We start from the raw sequence: 19,145 nt of genomic DNA, 5'->3' as shown, positions 1-19,145 counted from the left end.
TCCTGCGGCTCTCTAAGTGCGCAAAAAACGAGCAAGTCTACACCCCTCGACGGGGCAGAACAAAACTCAGCAGAAACAGCGCGGCAGCACATACCACAATGGAAGGCCCGGCAGGCGTGTCTTTGAACCACGACAGGGCCAGGCCACCACACACTGCCAGCATTCCCAGCAACGTCGCGCCAAACGCCATTTGCTCCGGAGAGCGGGCATGCCGTTGGGCGGCAGCAGCAGGGATAATCAGCAACGAGGTAATCAGTAGCACACCGACAATCTTCATCGCTACCGCGATCACCACCGCAATCAACAACATCAGGGCCATGCGCAGCGTTGCGACGGGTAAACCCTCAACCGTCGCCAGCTCTTCGTGCACGGTAATGGCCAGTAAAGGCCGCCACAGTGCCACCAGCAACGCCAGCACCACCGCGCTGCCGCCCATGATCCACATCAAGTCAGTCGGGCTGATCGCCAGCAGGTCACCAAACAGGTAAGCCATCAGGTCGATCCGCACTTCATGCATGAAGCTTAGTACCACCAGCCCAAGGGACAAGGTGCTGGGAGCGAGAATTCCGAGCAGTGTGTCGGAAGCCAGTGGCTGACGCTGCTGCAACGTCACCAGCAACACCGCCAGCAACAGGCAGCCAACGGTCACGGCAATCGCCGGGCTCACATCCAGCAAAAAGCCCAGCGCCACGCCCAGCAAGGCGGCGTGGGACAAGGTATCGCCGAAATAGGCCATGCGACGCCACACCACAAACGAGCCCAAAGGGCCCGCCACCACCGCTAAAGACAAACCTGCCAGCAGGGCGTAAAGCAGAAAATCAGCCATGCTTGCAGCCTTCTCCATGAACGTGGGCATGCGCCGGGGCGGCGCCTTCAGTGACCACCGAGCCATGCAAGTCATGGGCGTGGTCGTGATGGTGGTGATAAATCGCCAGGCTTTGTGCGTTTTTGCCGAACAGCTCGACGAAGGCCGGGTCGCCACTCACCTGCTCCGGGTGGCCCGAGCAGCACACGTGGCGGTTGAGGCACACCACCTGATCGGTGGTGCTCATGACCAGATGCAAATCGTGGGACACCATCAGCACGCCGCAGCCATGACGGTCGCGCAGGCGGGTAATCAAGCTATACAGCTCGGCCTGCCCGGCCACGTCAACGCCCTGCACCGGCTCGTCGAGCACCAGCAACTCGGGTTTGCGCAACAGCGCACGGGCCAGCAGCACACGCTGCATTTCGCCCCCCGAGACGCTTTGCACCGGGCTGTCGATGACCTTTTCGGCGCCGACCTCTTTCAAGGCGGCAAGGGCCTGGGCGCGGTCCACACCCGGCACCAGGCGCAAAAAGCGCAGCACCGAGAGCGGCAACGTAGGGTCAACGTGCAGTTTTTGCGGCATGTAGCCGATGCGCAGCTTGGGTTTGCGCCAGACGCTGCCGCTGGTGGGCTTGAGCAGGCCCAGCACTGCTTTGACCAGCGTGGTTTTACCGGCGCCGTTGGGGCCGATCAGGGTCACGATCTGGCCCGGCTCAACGCTCAACTCAATCATGTCGAGCACGTTTTGCCCGGCAAAGGTCACGCAGACCCCTTCAAGACGTATCAGCGCAGCGCTCATCAAGCCTCCCGGCAACCCGAACACAAACCGAGCACTTCTACGGTTTGCCCTTCGACAGTAAAGCCGACATCGCGTGCGCTGCTGATAATCGCGTCACTGATGGTTTTTTGTTCAAGCTCGATGGCCGCGTGGCATGTGCGGCAGATCAGGAACTGGCCTTGATGCGCGTGCTCGGGGTGGCTGCAGCCAATAAAGGCGTTGAGCGACGAAATACGGTGCACCAGGCCATTTTCCAGGAGGAAGTCCAGCGCGCGGTACACGGTGGGTGGCGCAGCGCGGCGGCCGTCTTGCTCGCTGAGCACGGCCAGGATGTCGTACGCGCCCAGCGGCTTGTGGCTCTGCCACACCAGCTCCAGCACCCGCCGACGCAACGCCGTCAGGCGCAGGCCCTTTTGCGCGCACAGAACGTCTGCTTCAGAGAGCGCGCTGTGGACGCAATGAGAGTGGTCGTGGGGACGGCTGGCAAGCGGTGCAATAGACATGGGCGGCGACGATTTCCGAGAGAGACGTTATTATGTTACCCGTTTCAGCCGCCATGAGTGCCCATCGTGTCCCGTATTTTTGCGATTTTTATTGCTTTGTCTGCCAGTTTGTTGGTGATTAACCCGGCGCAGGCCGAGGTCAATGTACTGACCAGCATCAAACCGTTGCAGCTGATTGCCGCGGCTGTGCAGGACGGCGTGGGCAAGCCCGAGGTACTGTTGCCGCCCAATGCGTCGCCGCATAACTATGCGTTGCGCCCCTCCGACGTACGGCGTGTTCAGTCGGCTGACTTGCTGTACTGGATCGGCCCGGACATGGAAGGCTTTATGCCTCGCGTGATCAAAACCCGCACCCTGCCCTCAGTGGCCGTGCAAAATTTGCCGGGTTTGAAGCTGCGTCATTTCTCCCAGGACAGCCATTCCCATGACGAAGACGATGCGGCGGAGCATGATCACGACCACCGCCCTGGCACCCTCGACGCGCACTTGTGGCTGGCGCCGGACAACGCCCGGGTGATTGCAGCCAAAATGGCCGCCGACCTGAGCGAAAAAGACCCGGCCCATGCGCCGCAATACCAAAGCAACCTCAAGGCCTTCAATGAGCGTCTGGATGCGCTGGATGCACGCCTGAAAACGAGCATGGCCGCGATTGCGGACAAACCGTTCTTTGTTTTCCATGAAGGCTACGACTACTTCGAAAGCGCCTACGGCCTGAAGCACACCGGTGTGTTCAGTGTGGCGTCTGAAGTGCAGCCGGGCGCCCAACACGTGGCAGCCATGCGCCAGCGTTTGCAAGAAGTGGGCAAGACCTGCGTCTTCAGCGACCCGCCGCTGCGCCCGCGCCTGGCCGACACCTTGACCGCTGGCTTGCCGGTCAAACTGGCCGAGCTGGACCCGCTGGGCGGCTTCACCCCGGCCACCGCGCAAGGTTATGAGCAACTGCTGGAAAAACTCGGCAACGACCTGGCAGGCTGCCTGAACAGCCTGTAACCCAACCCCGACCTGTAGGAGCAGCCGGTCGACGCTCGATTGCCTCGCGATCTTTTAAAGATCAAAAGATCGCGAGGCAAGCTCGCTCCTACAGGGGGTTAGCGGGTTACAACGCGAACGGCAGCGGGACGGTCACGGTTTGGCGCAAGGCCAAACGGCGTTCGAACTCTTGCGGGTCGTGGATCAACACGTCCTGCCCCGCAAACGAGTGAGCCGCAATCAAACGTGACAACCAAAAACGCACACAGGCCACACGCAACATCGTCGGCCACAACTCGGCTTCGCTGGCCGTAAACGGACGCAGCGCGGCATACGCACCGAGCAATGCACGGGCACGCGGGGCGTCGAGCTGGCCGTCTTCGTCAGCACACCAGTCGTTCAGGGCAATGGCCACATCGTAGAGCATCGGCCCCGAGCAGGCGTTGTAAAAGTCGATCAGACCGGTCAAGTGCGTCCCTTCGAACATCGCGTTATCGCGAAACAGGTCGCCATGCAGGTTGGCCCTTGGCAAGGCCAAAATCTGCGTCTTGCGTTCGGTAATCTCAGCCAACGCCTTTTGCAGCAAATCGGCCGCATCAGGCGACAAATCAGCCATCAGTGCGGGCCCTTCCGCCAGCATCCAGTCCAGTCCGCGGTCGGTTTTGCGTTCCAGCACGTTGTCACGTGTGGCCACATGCAAATGGCCCAACAGCTCGCCCACTTGGGCGCAATGTTGCGCGTTAGCCTCGCGGATGTGCTTGCCGGCCAGGCGCGGTTGCAGCAGCGCCGGCTTGCCTTTGAGCTCGCGCAAGGCCTCGCCGTCTTTGGTGCGCAGGGCAAAAGGCACCGGCAGGTCAGCGTCGTGGAGCACGTCCAGCAGCTCGATAAAGAACGGCATTTCTTTGATCGGGCCACGCTCAACCAGGGTCAGAACAAATTCGCCCTGCTCCAGGCTGATGAAATAGTTGGTGTTTTCGCTACCCGCGGCAATCCCCTGGAAATCGAGCAAACGGCCGAGTTCATAAGGCGCAAGAAAAGTCTCCAGCTCCGGGCGAGTCAGTGGGGTGAATACAGACATGGTTTAAATTGCCAGTGCGGGCGCCGCGTGGGCGGCGCCAATTAAAGTTAAGACGCTATTTCCATTCGAAGATTTTCCACGAAGGAATCAGCATATCCGGCTGGTCGGAACGGATGAAGTTGGCATCAGTACCATCAGCGCGTACCAAAAAGTACGGCGGCGCTCCTTTTGGGGTCACCTTGATGGCATAAAGGAACCCGTTTTGACGGTATTCCTGAATGGTTTTATCGCCTTCCGTGCGAATGGTTACTTCTGGGTCACCGGTGGGTGCACTATCAGCCGCAAAGGTTACCAGCGGTGAGAATGCAAACAAGCCGGTCAACAACAGGCGATTAAGTGTGCGCATGATAACCTTGTCCCTTTGTCGTCATTGGTCCGGACATTCTAGCGCCGGACTCGCCGAAAAGGTTGATCCTGCTCATGAGCCAAGCACCCCTCGTCCTGGTGGACGGTTCTTCATATTTGTACCGCGCCTTCCACGCGCTTCCGCCGCTGACTACGTCCAAAGGCTTGCCGACCGGCGCCGTAAAGGGCGTGCTAAACATGTTGAAGAGTCTGCGCAAGCAGTACCCGGACAGCCCGTTTGCCGTGGTTTTCGATGCCAAGGGCGGGACATTTCGCGATGACATGTACGCCGAATACAAGGCCAATCGCCCGAGCATGCCCGATGACATGCGGGTCCAGATCGAGCCTTTGCACGCCAGCGTGATCGCACTGGGCTTCCCGTTGCTGTGCGTCGAAGGCGTTGAAGCGGACGACGTGATCGGCACCCTGGCCCGCAGCAGCGCCGCCGCAGACCGACCAGTGGTCATCTCCACCGGCGATAAAGACATGGCGCAGCTGGTGGATGGCCACATCACCCTGGTCAACACCATGACCGGCAGCACGCTGGACGTTGAAGGCGTCAAAGAGAAGTTCGGCGTCTCGCCCGAGCAGATCATCGACTACCTGGCGCTGATGGGCGACTCGTCCGACAACATCCCTGGCGTTCCGGGCATCGGTCCGAAAACCGCCTCGGGCTTGCTGGTGGGCGTCAACGGCGGCCTGGTCGAACTGTACGAGCATCTCGACATCGTGCCGACTTTGCCGATTCGCGGCGCAAAAAACCTGCCCGCAAAACTCGAAGAACACCGCGAAATGGCGTTTTTGTCGTACCAGCTGGCCACGATCAAGATCGACGTGCCGCTGGACATCGGACTCGAAGACCTGCACCTCAAAGCGCCCGATTGCGACAAGCTGATCGAGCTGTACACCGAGCTGGAATTCAAAAGCTGGATCGCCGAAGTCGAGCGCGATGCCAAGCGCGCAGGCCAGGTGATCACCCACGAAGCCCCTGCGGCGCCGACCGAAGAGCTGCAATACGAAACCATCCTCGATCAGGCCCGTTTCGACGTGTGGCTGAAAAAGCTCAACGACGCCCAGCTGATTGCCTTTGACACCGAAACCACCGGGCTGGACGCGCAGCAAGCGCAACTGGTGGGCGTGTCGTTTGCGGTCAAGCCGGGCGAAGCGGCCTACATCCCGTTGACCCACTCCTACATGGGCGTGCCGGATCAACTGGACCGCGATACCGTGCTGCGCGCACTCAAGCCGCTGCTCGAAGACCCGAACAAGGCCAAGGTCGGCCAACACGCCAAGTTCGACATCAACATCTTGGCCAACTGCGCCATTGGCGGTGATCAAGCCAACGGCATCGTCGTGCAAGGCGTAGCCTTCGACACCATGCTGGAGTCCTACGTGCTCGACTCCACGGCCACCCGCCATGACATGGACAGCCTGGCGCTGAAATACCTGGGCCACACCACGACCAGTTTTCAGGACATTGCCGGCAAAGGCGTCAAACAGCTGACATTTGACCAGATCTCGCTGGAACTGGCCGGACCGTATGCCGCTGAAGATGCTGACGTGACCCTGCGCCTGCACCACGTGCTGCATGAAAAACTGCAAGCGATCCCCAGCCTGAACAGCGTGCTGACCGACATTGAAATGCCGCTGGTGCCGGTTCTGGCCCGTATTGAGCGCCAAGGCGCGCTGGTGGACGCCAAGCTGCTGGGCGTGCAGAGCGTTGAGCTGGGCGACAAGATGGTGGCGCTTGAACGTGAGGCGTTCGAGATTGCCGGTGAAGAATTCAACCTGGGTTCGCCCAAACAACTGGGCGTGATCCTGTACGAAAAACTCGGCCTGCCAATCATCAGTAAAACTGCCAAAGGCCAGCCATCGACGGCCGAAGCGGTGCTGGCAGAGCTTGCCGAGCAAGACTTCCCGCTGCCCAAGGTGCTGATGCAGTACCGTTCGATGAGCAAGCTGAAAAGCACGTACACCGACCGTCTGCCCGAGCAGATCAACCCGCGTACCGGGCGCATTCACACCTCGTATCACCAGGCGGTAACGGCCACCGGGCGCTTGTCGTCCAGCGACCCGAACTTACAGAACATCCCGATTCGTACGGCCGAAGGCCGCCGGATCCGTCAGGCGTTCGTCGCACCCAAAGGCTACAAACTGCTGGCGGCGGACTATTCGCAGATTGAGCTGCGGATCATGGCCCACCTGGCCAAGGACGAAGGGCTGCTGCACGCCTTCCGCAACAACCTGGACGTGCACAGTGCCACGGCGGCCGAGGTATTTGGCGTCGACCTGAGCGATGTCACCACCGACCAGCGCCGCAGCGCCAAGGCGATCAACTTCGGTTTGATCTACGGCATGAGCGCCTTTGGTCTGGCCAAGCAGATCGGTGTCGACCGCAAACAGTCGCAGGCCTATATCGACCGCTACTTTGCGCGCTACCCGGGCGTGCTGGAGTACATGGAGCGCACGCGCACCCAGGCGGCCGAGCAAGGTTATGTCGAGACTATTTTTGGTCGTCGCCTGTACCTGCCCGAGATCAACGCGAAAAACCCGGCGTTGCGCAAAGGCGCTGAGCGCACCGCGATCAACGCCCCGATGCAGGGCACCGCGGCGGACATCATCAAAAAAGCCATGGTGGCTGTGGATAACTGGCTGACGGCCTCCGGCCTCGACGCCCGCGTGATCTTGCAGGTACACGACGAACTGGTGCTAGAAGTGCGTGAAGACCTGGTGGACCAGGTGCGCGACGAGATCCGCCTGCACATGAGCGAAGCGGCCACGCTGGCGGTCCCTCTGGTGGTGGAAGTGGGCGTTGGCGACAACTGGGACGAGGCGCACTGACCTAAACCTGTAGTCGCTGCCCAAGCATGAGGCTGCGAGTCTCCCCAGGGCTACCCAAGTGGCGGTCCTGCGGCCCGCATCGCGGCCTTCGTTCCTCGTCAGCGACTACTGTTTGCCAAAATTTTCAGGGGCTCAGGAACTAAACCCGCTTAACACAACTCAGATTATTTGAATGGCTGGTGAAGCCCTTCAATGCTCCTAATGTTGTGTTAAGTGTTGGCAGATTCTGGACCCCGCCCCTAGCGGTCCAGTACTTGAACCCCGAACTTCCCTCCCCCATACGAAGTCCGGGGTTTTTTTTGCCTGCCATTTTTACTCGGCGCTTTCTTCTTCGCCTTTGTTCGGCAGTTCCAGCCAATCAGCCAGCACGGTGTACGCCTCTTCCAGGCCCATGCGCTTTGGCGAAGAGAACAGCTGGATGGTCACGCTGTCGCCCCACTTCTTGCGGATTTCGGACTGAATTTTGAGCAGCGTGTTTTTAGCAGCGCCGTACGTCAGTTTGTCTGCTTTGGTCAGCAAAATGTGCATCGGCATGCCGCTGGAAACGGTCCAATCGAGCATCAACAGGTCGAAATCGGTCATTGGATGACGAACGTCCATCATCAAAACCACGCCTTTGAGGCTTTCACGGCTGCCGAAATACGCCTCAAGGTGACGCTGCCAGTGCATTTTCAACGGGATGGGCACTTTCGCGTAGCCGTAACCCGGCAAGTCGACCAGGCGACGATCTTCGTCCAGCTTGAAGAAGTTCAGCAGCTGCGTACGGCCCGGGGTTTTCGAGGTCCGCGCCAGGCTGGCGTGGGTCAACGTGTTGAGCGCACTGGACTTGCCGGCGTTGGAACGCCCGGCAAAGGCGACTTCAAAGCCTTCGTCATCGGGGCATTGATCAACCTTGGCAGCGCTGAGCATGAAGGTAGCCTGTTGGCACAGACCGAGAATGGGGTTCTTGAGTTGCATGGGATTTCCGATGTGAGCGGCGTCAGGAATGGACGCGGCGTGCGTGTCGTTTCCGTTTCAGTGGCGCCAGTATATAATGCCGCAGATTTTGTGTGTGCTTTGTCCCGGCGTAGGACGAAGAACAAGAGCCAGGGTGCGCATTAGAACGCATCACGCTCCCAACCCTGAAAAAATCGTTTAAACGAATTGGCTGCTGCCGGTGCTTTGATGCCGCCTGACAGCGTTCAGGCTACACAGGATCCGGAAGCCGTGTACAACCGCGTTTGTATTGCCTGCCATGAAGGTCAGCGATTCATAACACCGAAACCGGGTGTAAAGGCCGAGGGTAAGTTAAGCAGACGTTGGTGCAACACGTGCCCCAGGGTGAAAAGGCGATGCCGCCGCGTGGTGTGTGCACGGACTGCAGTGTCGAGGATTACCAGCCAATCATCCAGTGGATGAATGAGTAAGCCCGGCCATAACTCTTAACCCTTAGCCGTAGTTGGATTAGCTGATGAACAAATTTTTCGTGAGTCTGCTGTTGACCATGGGCGTTAGTGGTATCGCCCAGGCCGCAAGCACCGCCCTTGTGGGTGATGCCGCCGCCGGTCAGGCAAAAACCGCTGTCTGTGGCGCGTGTCACGGTCCCGACGGCAATAGCATGGCCCCCAACTTCCCCAAACTGGCCGGGCAAGGTGATCGCTACCTGCTCAAGCAACTGCATGAAATCAAGGACGGCAAACGCCAGATCCTTGAAATGACCGGCCAGCTTACCAACCTGAACGATCAGGACCTCGCGGACATCGCCGCCTACTACGCCAGCCAAAAAAGCTCTGTCGGCGCCGCTGACCCGGCCCTGGTTGCTCGCGGAGAAGAACTGTTCCGTGGCGGCGACCTGCAAAAAGGCCTGCCCGCCTGCACCGGCTGCCATGCACCGGACGGCCAGGGCAACGCACCTGCCGGCTTCCCCCATGTGGGCGGCCAACACGCCAGTTACATCGAGAAACAGCTCACTGACTTCCGCGAAGGTGATCGTACCAACGACGGTGATTCCATGATCATGCGCGCCATTGCAGCCAAGCTGAGCAACAAGGACATCAAGGCGTTGGCCAGCTACATTCAAGGTCTGCACTGATTTGTGTAGGCAGGATGCAGCCAACCCGCAATGCATTTATTGACGTTAACGGTCGTTTAATCTTTGAATGTAAGCGTGTCAGGGCAGCCCAGGCTGCCCTTTTTCCTGCTATCTGCCGCTACACTACCGAACTCAAGCCAGAACAGACCTGTCTCAAAACAGGCCACGTCAGGCGACCTTATTTGTCCAGGAGTAAAGCATGCGTAATCTGATTCTCAGCGCCGTTCTCGTCAGCGCCTCCCTGTTTGGCATGACTGCTCAAGCTGCCGATGTCCCGCTTGAAGCCGGCAAGACCTACGTTGAGTTGGCGAATCCCGTTCCGGTTGCAGAGCCTGGCAAAATCGAAGTGGTTGAACTGTTCTGGTACGGCTGCCCGCACTGCTACGCGTTTGAGCCCACCATCAATCCGTGGGCGGCAAAGCTGCCGGCTGACGTGCATTTCGTGCGTATCCCGGCCATGTTTGGCGGCCCATGGGACGCGCACGGCCAACTGTTCCTGACCCTGGACGCCATGGGCGTAGAGAACAAAGTACACGCAGCGATCTTCAATGCCATCCAGAAGGAAGGCAAACGTCTGACCGACAAAAACGACATGGCTGATTTCGTGGCCACTCAAGGCGTCGATAAAGACAAATTCCTGCAAACCTTCGACTCTTTCGCCATCAAAGGCAAAATCGCCCAGGCTAAAGAACTGGCCAAGAAGTACGAGGTTTCTGGCGTCCCAACCCTGATCGTCAACGGTAAGTACCGCTTCGACCTCGGCACCGCAGGCGGCCCGGAACAAGCGCTGAACGTGGCAGACCAACTGATCGCCAAAGAGCGTGCAGCTGAAAAAGCGGCGCCACAAGCGGCCAAAAACTAAGCGGCGCCCTCTCCCGTGCGGCGCTGGAAGAGCGAACGAATCGTTGGCCTGCACGAACCGCAGGTCAACGAAGATCATGTGCCGGGCAGTGGCCTGGCGGATGATCGACGCTTGCGTTTGCTCAGCTTCAATATCCAGGTCGGTAACAGCACCCACAGTTACCGCCATTACCTGACCCGCAGCTGGCAGCACCTGCTGCCACACAAAGGGCGGGCAGGTAACCTGGAGAAAATAGGCGACCTGCTGAGCGACTTCGATCTGGTCGCGTTGCAGGAAGCCGATGGTGGCAGCCATCGCTCCGGCTACATCAATCAGGTCAAGTACCTGGCCCAACAGGGGGAATTCCCCTACTGGTATCAACAACTCAATCGCAACCTGGGTCGCCTGGCGCAGCACAGCAATGGCGTGCTCAGCCGTTTGCGCCCCTCTGCCATTGAAGATCACCCTTTGCCAGGCCCCGCAGGGCGTGGCGCCATATTAGTGCGCTTTGGGGACGGCCCCGATGCGCTGATCGTCGTCGTGATGCACCTGGCGCTGGGCACCAAAACCCGCACCCGGCAGTTGGCGTACGTTCGCGAACTGATTAGCGGCTACCAGCACCAAGTGCTGATGGGCGACATGAACACACACGCCAGTGACTTGCTCGACACCTCGCCGCTGCGCGATCTCGGCTTGCTGGCGCCGCAAATGCAGGCCACCTTCCCCAGTTGGCGGCCGCAACGTTGCCTTGATCATATTTTGCTCAGTCCAAGCCTCACCCTTGAGCGCGTGCAGGTGCTCAACCAGCCGATTTCCGACCACTTGCCGGTGGCAGTTGATATCCGTCTGCCCGGCTCTGTGGGCGGCGACTTGTTGCCCGTGCTGAGCCCGCCCCATGAGCCACTGGCATGAGCGCCGATGACGCCTCACGCTGGAAAGAAAAGTACCTGAAGAGCGTCGAGCAACAAGACAAGCTCGAACGGCGCTGGAACGCGCGCCTTGACCTGTTGCGCCGCGGCCTGGTGCGCAGCACGCTGGCGGCCGAAGGCACCGACCGCACCGTTGACCAGTGCATGAAAGAAATGCGCGAAGCCGTGCGCACCGATGACATGGACGCCCCCTTGGCCGCCCTGCTCCCGCGCCTTGAAAAAGCCGTGCTCGACTCCGAGCAGCGCCGTGAAACCCGCATCGACCAAATGAGCGTCGCGCTCAACGCGCTGGTCACGCAGTTGCAAGCCCTGCCCTTGCCCCGCGACGTCAGCAAACCGCTAAAAGCGTTCGCCAAGCAACTCGATAACCGGGTCACCCAGGCACGTGAAATCCCGTTACTGCTGAGTGAACTGAGCACCTTGCAGGGCCGCGCGCTGGCGCCACAGCAGCACACCGCTGAGCCGGCCAAGCCGGGCCTGTTGCAGCGCTTGTTCGGCACTCAAGAAGCTGACAAGGCCGACCCGCCCGAGAGCACGGCACCTGCTCCCGTGCCAGCGCCACCTAAAGTGTCGAGCGCGCCAGCCCCCAGACCTATCGCCCCTGCCCCAGCCGAGGTGCCTGAAGCCTTACCTGCGCAAGCCCAGCCTGAAGCCAACGTTGAGGCGCCGCCGCCCCCTGAGCCTCCAGTCCCGGAGGCTACAGTCCCGGAGCCTGAAGTCGTCGACGAAGCGGTCGTCATCGGCGCCCTTGAGTCGGTTGTAGCGCTCGTCGACGCCGAAAACGCGCGTCTCGAAGAGGACGTTGAGGCGCCTGAACCTGCCGAAACCCTTGAGCCGCAGGCGCCAGTAACAGAGGCCCCGCCGCCTGCCGAGCCTGAAGCCGACGCGACCTTTGCCCTGCCCGAAAGCCCCGAGCCCACGTACAGCTCCGTGGCGGAGCATATTGAATCCACCCTGCTCGGCTTGTTGAACGACCTGTCGCTGCCCGAGCACCATCGGCCCCAGGCCGAAGCCATGCGCAAACGCCTCGAAAAAGGGCTTAACTGGTACGAATTACTGCCGATCCTCGATGATCTGGCGATTTTGATGCTGGCCATTACTGACAGCGGCCAGCATGAATTTGAAACCTACCTCAAGCAGCTCAATGAGCGCCTGGAGTCGTTTCAAAGCAACCTGCAAACCGCCAGCGCCGGACACGCCCTGGGGCGCTCCGAGGCAGAGCAACTGGACAACCAGATACGCGAGCACGTCGACAGCCTGCAAAGCAGCGTGCAAGACGCCGTCGACCTGAACAGCCTCAAGCACATCCTTGAGAACCGTCTCGAAGGCTTGCTGGGCACGATGGACCATCATCGGCAACAGCGGGATGCCCGTGAGCAAGAACTGTGCACCCACCTGCAAGGTTTGTCCGAACGCGTGGCCTTCATGGAGCAGCAAGCTCAGGGTTATCGCGAACACCTTGAAGAGCAACGCCTCAAAGCCTTGATCGACCCGCTGACCGGGCTGCCCAACCGGGCGGCCTGGAGCGAACGCCTGGCCCATGAAGTCGCGCAATGGCAAACCCACGGCAACCCGCTGCTGATCGCCATGCTCGACCTTGACCACTTCAAGCGCATCAACGATGGCTATGGCCATCTGGCCGGTGACAAAGTGCTCAAGATCATCGCTGCACAATTGACCAAACACCTGCGCCCCGGCGATTTCGTGGCGCGCTTTGGCGGCGAAGAGTTCGTCCTGCTCATCCCCAACACAGCGCTGCCTGCGGGCCTGCAGTTGCTCGAAAAACTGCGCGCAGCCATTGAGGCCTGCCCGTTCCACTTCAAGGGCGAGCCGGTCACGCTCACGGCGTCCATCGGGGTCGCGCCCTTCGCCTTGGGCGAGCGCAGCGAACAGGTGCTTAAACGCGCTGACGAGGCCTTGTACCGGGCCAAGCACAAGGGCCGCAATACGATAGAGTTCAGCCAGGCTTCAGCTTGACGCCCTGCCCGCGCAGGCAGCGTTCAGATACGTTCCGGGACCAGTCATGTATGCTGGCCAATTAATTGCTCAGATACCTTTTTTGCCATGAAATTTTTAACGTTGATCATCTCTTTTGTTCTGCTGGCCGGTTGCGCCAGCGGTCCGCGCATGGACACCAGCCACCCCTCGGCCAACCACGACAGCCGCGTGCAGTTCATCGTGCTTCACTACACCTCCACCTCGCTTGAGCGCTCATTGCAGTTGCTGACCAGCGGGCCGGTGAGCAGCCACTACCTGATCGGCGACACGCCCCCGACCATCTACAAGCTGGTCGATGAGAGCCAGCGCTCCTGGCACGCCGGTGAAAGCCAATGGCGAGGCCGCACCTGGCTCAACTCAAGCTCGATTGGCATCGAAATCGTCAACCCGGGCTACCACGACACCCCGACCGGTCGCGTCTGGTACCCCTACACCGAAGGTCAGATCCAGTCGGTGATCGCGCTGCTCAAAGACATCTCGACGCGCTACAAGATCGACCCGCACAACATCATCGGCCACAGCGACATTGCGCCATTGCGCAAGCTCGATCCGGGCCCGATGTTCCCCTGGAAGCGCCTGGCCGAGGCCGGTTTCGGGATCTGGCCAAACGCCCAGGCCGTGGCCCGCGAGCAGGCCCGCTATGCCAACGCGATGCCCAGCATCACCTGGTTTCAGCAGCAACTGGCGTTGTTGGGTTATGAGACGCCGCAAACCGGCGAACTGGACGTTGCCACGCGCCACGTGTTGGCGGCGTTCCAGATGCACTTTAGGCCTTCGCGTTTCGACGGCACGCCTGATGCAGAAAGCGCGGCGATATTGAACGTGCTGAATACACAGCGGTAGAGCTATTCGGACTGCGCAGATCCTGTAGTCGCTGCCGCAGGCTGCGAAGGGTTGCGAAGCAACCCGTTTCTCAAAAACGCCGCAGAATCTTCGCCCTTTTGCAGTCTTCGCAGACTCGCAGCCTCGCGGAGCTCGGCAGCGACTACAAGCTCTTTAAAGCGGCAGCGCCATGTAGAACTGCGTGCCTTGCCCAGGCCGTGAGTACACGCCAATGCGCCCGCCGTGCAGTTGCACAATCTCTTTGCACAACGCCAAGCCCAAGCCCGCGCCGCCCTTTTTCCGGCCCACTTGTACGAAGGGTTCGAAGATACGGCCTTGCTGGCCGTAGGCAATGCCCTCGCCACTGTCTTCAATGCTCATGATGACCCGCTCCCCGTGCCGCCGTGCTTGCAGGCGGATTTGCCCACCACTGGCGGTATGGCGCAAGGCATTGTCCAGCAGGTTATCCAGCACGCGCTCCAGCTGCGCCTGATCGGCATTCAGCACCGGCAGCTCCGGCTGCAAATCAATCAGTAGCTCGATGTTCTTGGCCGTCGCCCGATCGGCAAACCGTGCACGGGCCTCGTTGAGCATCTGTTCAAGGTTGCACGGGGCCAGCGTGAGCTTTTGCAGGCCGTTCTGATAACGCGAGAAATTCAGCAGGTCGTTGATCAACTGCATCAGCCGCTGCATCTCTTCGTTCACCGTGTTCAGCAAATCGGTTTCACGGGACTGCGGGTCAAAACGGGCACGCTCCAGAAACAAGCCAAACGCCATGTGCATGCCCGTGACCGGGGTGCGCAGCTCATGGGAGGCGCGCAGCACGAACTCACTGCGCACGCGCTCAAAGGCCCGCTGCTCGGTCACATCGTGCAGCACCATCACCGCCCCCAGGATCGGCCCTTTGGGCTGGCTGACCGGTGTCAGGCTGTACGTCAGCAGGCGGGTTTCGCCCTCAATGTCGACGCTCAAGTCTTCAGGCGCGCGTTCAAGACTGCCGCCGCGCAAGACCGTCAACAGTTGCTGGTCGAGTTCCGGGCGGCCCAATGCCTCGCCCAGCGGTTGGCCCAGACGGCCCTCGTCCCAACCCAATTGGCGCTGGGCCACCGGGTTCAAATGCTCCAGGCGGCCTTGCTGGTCAATCATCAGCAGGCCGTCATCAATACTGTCGAGCACCGCCTGTAGCCGTTGCTGGCCCGCCAGCAACTCATCGACATTGGTTGCCTGATGCTGGCGCAACGCCTCGGCCATGGTCCCGAAACGACGGGTTAGCAGGTTCATTTCCGCCGCAGAGGACAGCGGCAGCACGACCTCATAGTTGCCTTTGCCGATGTTGTCAGCGGCCTTGGCCAACGCTTCGATGGGCGCGCCAAAGCGGCGGGCGATGCCATGCGCGGTCACAAAGCCGATTATCAGCACCGCCAGTCCGACCAGCCCCAGCAAGCCAGCAATGATGATGGCGCGATCACGGGCAGCCGCTTGCGCGGTGTAGATGTTATCCAGCGCCTTGCGGTGTTCTTCGATCAGACCATTGCGCAATGAGTTGAAACGGTCGGAGAGTTCCTGGTCACTGCCGATATCAAGCGCATTGGCATGGGCTTCTTTAAAGGCCTCCAGAAAAAGCTCGTAGTCCTCACGGGCCTGGGCAAAACCATTGTCCAGCTTGTGTTCGCGCTCATGTTCAATCCCCTCATCGAGCAGGGCCAGGTACTGGTTCGCCGACGATTCCAGTGCCTTGGGATCAGGGTGGTTGCGCAGCATCAGGATCAACTGGTCACCCAGGGTCTGACGCAGCTTGAGGCCCAGATCGAGGGTGATGAAGTTGTTGCGGATCAGCGCCTCTTGGGATTTGGCCATCTGCATCACGCTGACCACGCCCAGCAACAAGCCCAGCAGCGCCACCGTTATCAATGCCGAAATGCTCAGGAACAACCGGGTCCGCAGCTTGATCGCAAGTTTCATCAGATATGGCTCACAGGTTGTATTGCTTGCGCTTGCGATAGAGCGTCGAGGCGTCAATGCCCAAGGTTTTTGCGGCTTGATCCAGGGTGTCGCTGGTCGCCAGCACCGCACCGATGTGCGCTTTTTCCAACTGATCGAGACTCAAGGCTGCGCCAATACGCGGCGTATTGGGGGCAGTTTGTTCGGCCATGCCCAAGTGGCTGACTTCGACCACTTCTTGTGGGCAAATAATGCTGGCCCGTTCCACCACGTTACGCAGTTCGCGAATATTACCCGGCCAGCGGTAATTAGACAGCGCCTGGCGCGCCTGCGGGCTGAAGCCGCGGGCAGGGCGGGCGTACTCTTTAACAAAACGGGCCAAAAACCGGTCCGCCAACGTCAGGATGTCTTCACTGCGCTCACGCAGGGGCGGCAAGTGCAAGGTGATGACGTTCAGGCGGTAGAGCAAGTCTTCACGGAAGCGCCCGTCACGCACCATGTCTTCAAGGTTGAGGTTGGTCGCGGCGAGGATGCGCACATCGGCGCGGCGCGTTACCGGGTCACCGACACGCTCGTAGACTTTGTCCTGAATAAAACGCAGCAGCTTAGGCTGCAAGGTCAGCGGGAAGTCACCGATTTCGTCCAGGAACAACGTGCCGCCGTCCGCCTGGCTGACCCGGCCCAAGGTGCTCTCGCTGGCCCCGGTAAAGGCGCCACGGGTGTGGCCGAACAGCTCGCTTTCCATCAATTCTGCCGTCAGCGACGGGCAGTTAATCGTCACGCAGGATTTTTTGGCGCGCTTGCTCCAGCCATGAATCGCTTGCGACAACTCGCCTTTACCCGTGCCGGACTCGCCGAGAATAAGGATGTTGGCGTCAGTGCCGGCGACCTGCCGGGCCGTTTCCAGCACCGCCATCATGGCCGGGCTGTGTGAGTCGAGCCCGTCTTTGGGCTTGCGTACTTCACCTTCAAGCGCTTCGAGGCGGGCAGACAGTTGGCGTACTTCCAGTTGCTTGGCGGTGGCCAGCCGCAGTTGGTCAGGGCTGCACGGCTTGACCAGATAGTCAGCCGCACCGGCCTGAATCGCATCCACGGCGGTGTCGACAGCAGAGTGCGCGGTCACGATGACAACCCGCATCCACGGCGCTTGAATACGCATCTGGGCCAGCACATCCAGGCCGTTGTCCTCGCCCAGGCGCAGGTCCAGAAAACACAGGTCAAACACCTGACGTTGAAGCAGGGCGTCGGCTTGGGCCGCGCTATTGGCCGTGGCGACGGTGTAACCCTCGTCTTCAAGGCAATAGCGGAACGTGCGCAAGATAGCGGACTCATCATCGACCAGCAGAATGCGGCCCTGTTGCTCTTTGGATGATTCCATATCCGGCGTTCCTTTATGAGTGATCTTGGTTAGTGTCGGAATAATCGGGCAAGTTGCATGATTTTTCAGGAATGATTCAGAGGCTAACAGGGAAGGGCGCTGGACACCTCCTGTAACGCTCTGATTTTAAAGATTTTAGCGCTGCTGATTGCGGCATTGTTCAGGCCGATAAATTCTCCGGTGGTCTGCTGGAGCCGCATTCAGCGGGCAGCACTGTAGCGCGCTGGCGCTGATCGTGCAGAACGCACGGTGCCATCAGGGCTCATCGTGCAGGTTGCTCGCGCCGAACATCTTCAAAAATCTGTAAACCACTGATTTATATAGGATTATTACTTTCAAAAAAACTGGCATGCAGCCTGCAATATCTCTCGCATAGCCGTCACTGCCCCATGAGCGCAGCGGCGACACCCTCATAACAACAGCGAGTGGCAGGAGTTTGAGCATGAATCGTCAAGGTTTCGCCAGTCTGGGTATGACTTCACAGCACCTGCAGCAGGGCCTTTTCACCAGCCTGGCGCTGGTCATGACGCTCATCGGCGGCCAGCAATGGGCACATTGGCAGCAGCCATCCCCAGCGCAATCGGTGCCAGCCCACGCCATCGCTGCTCAACAAACCCACTTCAGCGCCATTCGCTCTACCGCATTGGGCTCAAGCACCCCGATGGGCCGCTATGACCTGGCAGCTTCTGAAGACACGCAAACCGCCAACACCCAACCCGTTCCGGAACGTTGGGTGTTTTAAGTGTTCACACGCTTAAGTCCCTGACCGGGCCTTGAGTTGCAAAACGGCATCACCCTTTCGAACAGAAATAAGGAGATTCACCATGTTGAGCTGGGCAATTACCTTCCTGATTATCGCCATCATCGCAGCAGTGTTGGGCTTCGGTGGCATCGCGGGCACGGCTACCGGTATCGCCAAGATCCTCTTTGTCGTATTCCTGGTGATGTTCGTTGTGTCCTTCATCTTTGGTCGTCGTGGTCGAGGCTGACGATGTACGGTCGATCCCTTAAGGCAATGGCGGCTGCCCTGTTGATGGGCAGCAGTGCCATGACCCTTGCCGCCAATGACGGCCAGTCCCGCGCCAACCAACTGTTGAGCGACCCGGACTACCGTCAGGCGTGGCAAAAAGTGGTTAAAAAAGAGGAACGCTTGCCTGAGTGGGTCATGAACCTCTCTGGCAGTGCAGAGCAAATGAACGCGGTGACACAAGACGGTGACCCGTATCTAGTCGGTCCTTTGTGCGAAAACGAGCAATCGTGTTCCACCCAACGGCTGATAGTCGCGGTGAGCTTTGACAAAAAGCATGCCTACGCGCTGCTGGTTGAAGTGCCTGCGGGGTTGCCTACTGACAAATCGCCTGCACGTCATGCCGATTTCCGATACTTGGGCAAGCCTGATACTGAAATCCAGGCGCTGCTTAAAGAGCAATTAAAGAAAGACCCTAACTGGTATTGAATGCCGGGCAGGGCGACAACGCTGTTTTCGACTGCCAAAAGCCAAGGTTTTGCCTTGGTTTTTTTGCGTCTGCCTGACACTGCCTTTCGTCGGTAATTGCTTATCCCAGTTCATTTTTTCTGAAAAAGATGTGGCTTGAACTACCCTTTGAAACGTCGACCGTATATCGACTATTGGCAAATTGATGGCTTCTCATTTTTCGATTTGTGTTGTGGGATATTTCCGAAATGCTAGTGCTGTCTGTGAGCCTTCTTTAATGCCAAAAAGGCCTTGAAACAGCCGGTTTACGGCGGTTATGTCATCTATTCTGTCAGTGCAACCCTCCTGATTTTTGAGGTCTTGTCGGACAAAACCCATGCCGATTCGGCATAGGGTAGGCGTTTACGG

At 59.5% G+C, this 19,145-nt stretch carries 18 protein-coding genes and 1 pseudogene; 11 read left to right on the top strand and 8 right to left on the bottom strand.

The genetic code is table 11. The annotated features are described in order from the left end of the window. Positions 1 to 37: 37 nt before the first annotated feature. Genes znuB through ACJJU9_RS00225 form a run of 3 tightly spaced genes read right to left on the bottom strand, consistent with a single transcriptional unit; the run spans position 38 to position 2,089 of the window. Positions 38 to 826 carry a zinc ABC transporter permease subunit ZnuB gene (gene znuB / locus ACJJU9_RS00235; protein ID WP_048372465.1) on the bottom strand — a complete coding sequence of 263 codons (789 nt, stop codon included), beginning with the start codon at positions 824 to 826 and terminating at the stop codon, positions 38 to 40. Continuing rightward, positions 819 to 1,607 (bottom strand): zinc ABC transporter ATP-binding protein ZnuC, encoded by a 789-nt coding sequence (znuC, locus tag ACJJU9_RS00230; RefSeq protein WP_048372467.1) that lies wholly within the window; start codon positions 1,605 to 1,607, stop codon positions 819 to 821. Before znuC ends, znuB begins: the two co-directional genes overlap by 8 nt. After that, complete coding sequence (locus ACJJU9_RS00225) at positions 1,607 to 2,089, bottom strand: Fur family transcriptional regulator (protein WP_048372469.1); 483 nt, start codon at positions 2,087 to 2,089, stop codon at positions 1,607 to 1,609. Before ACJJU9_RS00225 ends, znuC begins: the two co-directional genes overlap by 1 nt. A 66-nt stretch (positions 2,090 to 2,155) precedes the next feature. Here ACJJU9_RS00225 and znuA point away from each other — a divergent pair, with 66 nt between their 5' ends. Then, positions 2,156 to 3,079: a zinc ABC transporter substrate-binding protein ZnuA gene (znuA, locus tag ACJJU9_RS00220; protein ID WP_371928805.1), complete on the top strand. Its 924-nt coding sequence runs from the start codon at positions 2,156 to 2,158 to the stop codon at positions 3,077 to 3,079. A 106-nt stretch (positions 3,080 to 3,185) separates the two neighbouring features. Here znuA and ACJJU9_RS00215 read toward each other — a convergent pair whose 3' ends face one another. Both ACJJU9_RS00215 and ACJJU9_RS00210 read right to left on the bottom strand, forming a co-directional pair. Continuing rightward, entirely contained in the window at positions 3,186 to 4,136 is a 951-nt protein-coding gene (locus ACJJU9_RS00215) for a homoserine kinase (protein WP_407729811.1), read from the bottom strand. Between the two features lie 55 nt (positions 4,137 to 4,191). Beyond that, complete coding sequence (locus tag ACJJU9_RS00210) at positions 4,192 to 4,482, bottom strand: DUF2782 domain-containing protein (protein WP_048372475.1); 291 nt, start codon at positions 4,480 to 4,482, stop codon at positions 4,192 to 4,194. A gap of 74 nt (positions 4,483 to 4,556) precedes the next feature. Here ACJJU9_RS00210 and polA point away from each other — a divergent pair, with 74 nt between their 5' ends. Further along, entirely contained in the window at positions 4,557 to 7,322 is a 2,766-nt protein-coding gene (gene polA / locus ACJJU9_RS00205) for a DNA polymerase I (protein WP_048387114.1), read from the top strand. 312 nt (positions 7,323 to 7,634) lie between these two features. Here polA and yihA read toward each other — a convergent pair whose 3' ends face one another. Further along, positions 7,635 to 8,279 (bottom strand): ribosome biogenesis GTP-binding protein YihA/YsxC, encoded by a 645-nt coding sequence (gene yihA / locus ACJJU9_RS00200; RefSeq protein ID WP_048387116.1) that lies wholly within the window; start codon positions 8,277 to 8,279, stop codon positions 7,635 to 7,637. A 207-nt stretch (positions 8,280 to 8,486) separates the two neighbouring features. On the opposite strand from yihA, the pseudogene ACJJU9_RS00195 reads away from it, so the two are divergent. The 6 genes and pseudogenes from ACJJU9_RS00195 to ACJJU9_RS00170 all read left to right on the top strand — a co-directional run bounded on the left by ACJJU9_RS00195 (position 8,487) and on the right by ACJJU9_RS00170 (position 14,004). Then, positions 8,487 to 8,747 (top strand): annotated as a pseudogene (locus ACJJU9_RS00195) (c-type cytochrome). Between the two features lie 25 nt (positions 8,748 to 8,772). Then, a complete protein-coding gene (locus tag ACJJU9_RS00190; RefSeq protein WP_048387118.1) occupies positions 8,773 to 9,393 on the top strand; it encodes a cytochrome c in 621 nt (206 codons plus the stop codon). 199 nt (positions 9,394 to 9,592) lie between these two features. Further along, positions 9,593 to 10,255 carry a thiol:disulfide interchange protein DsbA/DsbL gene (locus tag ACJJU9_RS00185; RefSeq protein ID WP_048372480.1) on the top strand — a complete coding sequence of 221 codons (663 nt, stop codon included), beginning with the start codon at positions 9,593 to 9,595 and terminating at the stop codon, positions 10,253 to 10,255. A 15-nt stretch (positions 10,256 to 10,270) separates the two neighbouring features. Continuing rightward, entirely contained in the window at positions 10,271 to 11,146 is an 876-nt protein-coding gene (locus tag ACJJU9_RS00180) for an endonuclease/exonuclease/phosphatase family protein (protein ID WP_048387120.1), read from the top strand. Then, positions 11,143 to 13,140, top strand: coding sequence for a GGDEF domain-containing protein (locus tag ACJJU9_RS00175; protein ID WP_407729810.1), 1,998 nt, complete (start codon positions 11,143 to 11,145; stop codon positions 13,138 to 13,140). The genes ACJJU9_RS00180 and ACJJU9_RS00175 overlap by 4 nt, the downstream gene beginning before the upstream one ends. An 87-nt stretch (positions 13,141 to 13,227) precedes the next feature. Further along, positions 13,228 to 14,004 carry an N-acetylmuramoyl-L-alanine amidase gene (locus ACJJU9_RS00170; protein ID WP_048372488.1) on the top strand — a complete coding sequence of 259 codons (777 nt, stop codon included), beginning with the start codon at positions 13,228 to 13,230 and terminating at the stop codon, positions 14,002 to 14,004. Positions 14,005 to 14,157: 153 nt separating this feature from the next. Here ACJJU9_RS00170 and ACJJU9_RS00165 read toward each other — a convergent pair whose 3' ends face one another. Both ACJJU9_RS00165 and algB read right to left on the bottom strand, forming a co-directional pair. Further along, positions 14,158 to 15,945: a KinB sensor domain-containing domain gene (locus ACJJU9_RS00165; RefSeq protein WP_407729809.1), complete on the bottom strand. Its 1,788-nt coding sequence runs from the start codon at positions 15,943 to 15,945 to the stop codon at positions 14,158 to 14,160. Positions 15,946 to 15,955: 10 nt separating this feature from the next. Then, positions 15,956 to 17,302, bottom strand: a complete 1,347-nt coding sequence (gene algB / locus ACJJU9_RS00160; protein ID WP_407729808.1) for a sigma-54-dependent response regulator transcription factor AlgB — start codon at positions 17,300 to 17,302, stop codon at positions 15,956 to 15,958. A 442-nt stretch (positions 17,303 to 17,744) separates the two neighbouring features. On the opposite strand from algB, the gene ACJJU9_RS00155 reads away from it, so the two are divergent. The 3 genes from ACJJU9_RS00155 (at position 17,745) to ACJJU9_RS00145 (ending at position 18,758) form a co-directional block, all read left to right on the top strand. Continuing rightward, entirely contained in the window at positions 17,745 to 18,044 is a 300-nt protein-coding gene (locus ACJJU9_RS00155; protein WP_407729807.1) for a hypothetical protein, read from the top strand. Between the two features lie 82 nt (positions 18,045 to 18,126). Continuing rightward, entirely contained in the window at positions 18,127 to 18,291 is a 165-nt protein-coding gene (locus ACJJU9_RS00150) for a DUF1328 domain-containing protein (RefSeq protein ID WP_019828122.1), read from the top strand. Between the two features lie 2 nt (positions 18,292 to 18,293). Next, complete coding sequence (locus ACJJU9_RS00145) at positions 18,294 to 18,758, top strand: inhibitor of vertebrate lysozyme family protein (RefSeq protein ID WP_048387130.1); 465 nt, start codon at positions 18,294 to 18,296, stop codon at positions 18,756 to 18,758. Positions 18,759 to 19,145 lie beyond the last annotated feature (387 nt).

Origin of the sequence: Pseudomonas helleri (assembly GCF_045830615.1) — a bacterium.
Taxonomy (GTDB): Bacteria; Pseudomonadota; Gammaproteobacteria; order Pseudomonadales; family Pseudomonadaceae; genus Aquipseudomonas; species Aquipseudomonas helleri.
This window is presented reverse-complemented; position numbering and strand designations above follow the sequence as displayed.

Excerpts from the sequence above, each read along its gene's own strand:
- ACJJU9_RS00185 (WP_048372480.1), top strand. The coding sequence starts at position 9,593 with ATGCGTAATCTGATTCTCAGCGCCGTTCTCGTCAGCGCCTCCCTGTTT.
- ACJJU9_RS00175 (WP_407729810.1), top strand. The coding sequence starts at position 11,143 with ATGAGCGCCGATGACGCCTCACGCTGGAAAGAAAAGTACCTGAAGAGC.
- ACJJU9_RS00215 (WP_407729811.1), bottom strand. The coding sequence starts at position 4,136 with ATGTCTGTATTCACCCCACTGACTCGCCCGGAGCTGGAGACTTTTCTT.
- ACJJU9_RS00150 (WP_019828122.1), top strand. The coding sequence starts at position 18,127 with ATGTTGAGCTGGGCAATTACCTTCCTGATTATCGCCATCATCGCAGCA.
- algB (WP_407729808.1), bottom strand. The coding sequence starts at position 17,302 with ATGGAATCATCCAAAGAGCAACAGGGCCGCATTCTGCTGGTCGATGAT.
- ACJJU9_RS00225 (WP_048372469.1), bottom strand. The coding sequence starts at position 2,089 with ATGTCTATTGCACCGCTTGCCAGCCGTCCCCACGACCACTCTCATTGC.
- ACJJU9_RS00210 (WP_048372475.1), bottom strand. The coding sequence starts at position 4,482 with ATGCGCACACTTAATCGCCTGTTGTTGACCGGCTTGTTTGCATTCTCA.
- ACJJU9_RS00190 (WP_048387118.1), top strand. The coding sequence starts at position 8,773 with ATGAACAAATTTTTCGTGAGTCTGCTGTTGACCATGGGCGTTAGTGGT.
- polA (WP_048387114.1), top strand. The coding sequence starts at position 4,557 with ATGAGCCAAGCACCCCTCGTCCTGGTGGACGGTTCTTCATATTTGTAC.
- ACJJU9_RS00170 (WP_048372488.1), top strand. The coding sequence starts at position 13,228 with ATGAAATTTTTAACGTTGATCATCTCTTTTGTTCTGCTGGCCGGTTGC.
- ACJJU9_RS00145 (WP_048387130.1), top strand. The coding sequence starts at position 18,294 with ATGTACGGTCGATCCCTTAAGGCAATGGCGGCTGCCCTGTTGATGGGC.
- znuC (WP_048372467.1), bottom strand. The coding sequence starts at position 1,607 with ATGAGCGCTGCGCTGATACGTCTTGAAGGGGTCTGCGTGACCTTTGCC.
- yihA (WP_048387116.1), bottom strand. The coding sequence starts at position 8,279 with ATGCAACTCAAGAACCCCATTCTCGGTCTGTGCCAACAGGCTACCTTC.
- ACJJU9_RS00165 (WP_407729809.1), bottom strand. The coding sequence starts at position 15,945 with ATGAAACTTGCGATCAAGCTGCGGACCCGGTTGTTCCTGAGCATTTCG.
- znuB (WP_048372465.1), bottom strand. The coding sequence starts at position 826 with ATGGCTGATTTTCTGCTTTACGCCCTGCTGGCAGGTTTGTCTTTAGCG.
- ACJJU9_RS00155 (WP_407729807.1), top strand. The coding sequence starts at position 17,745 with ATGAATCGTCAAGGTTTCGCCAGTCTGGGTATGACTTCACAGCACCTG.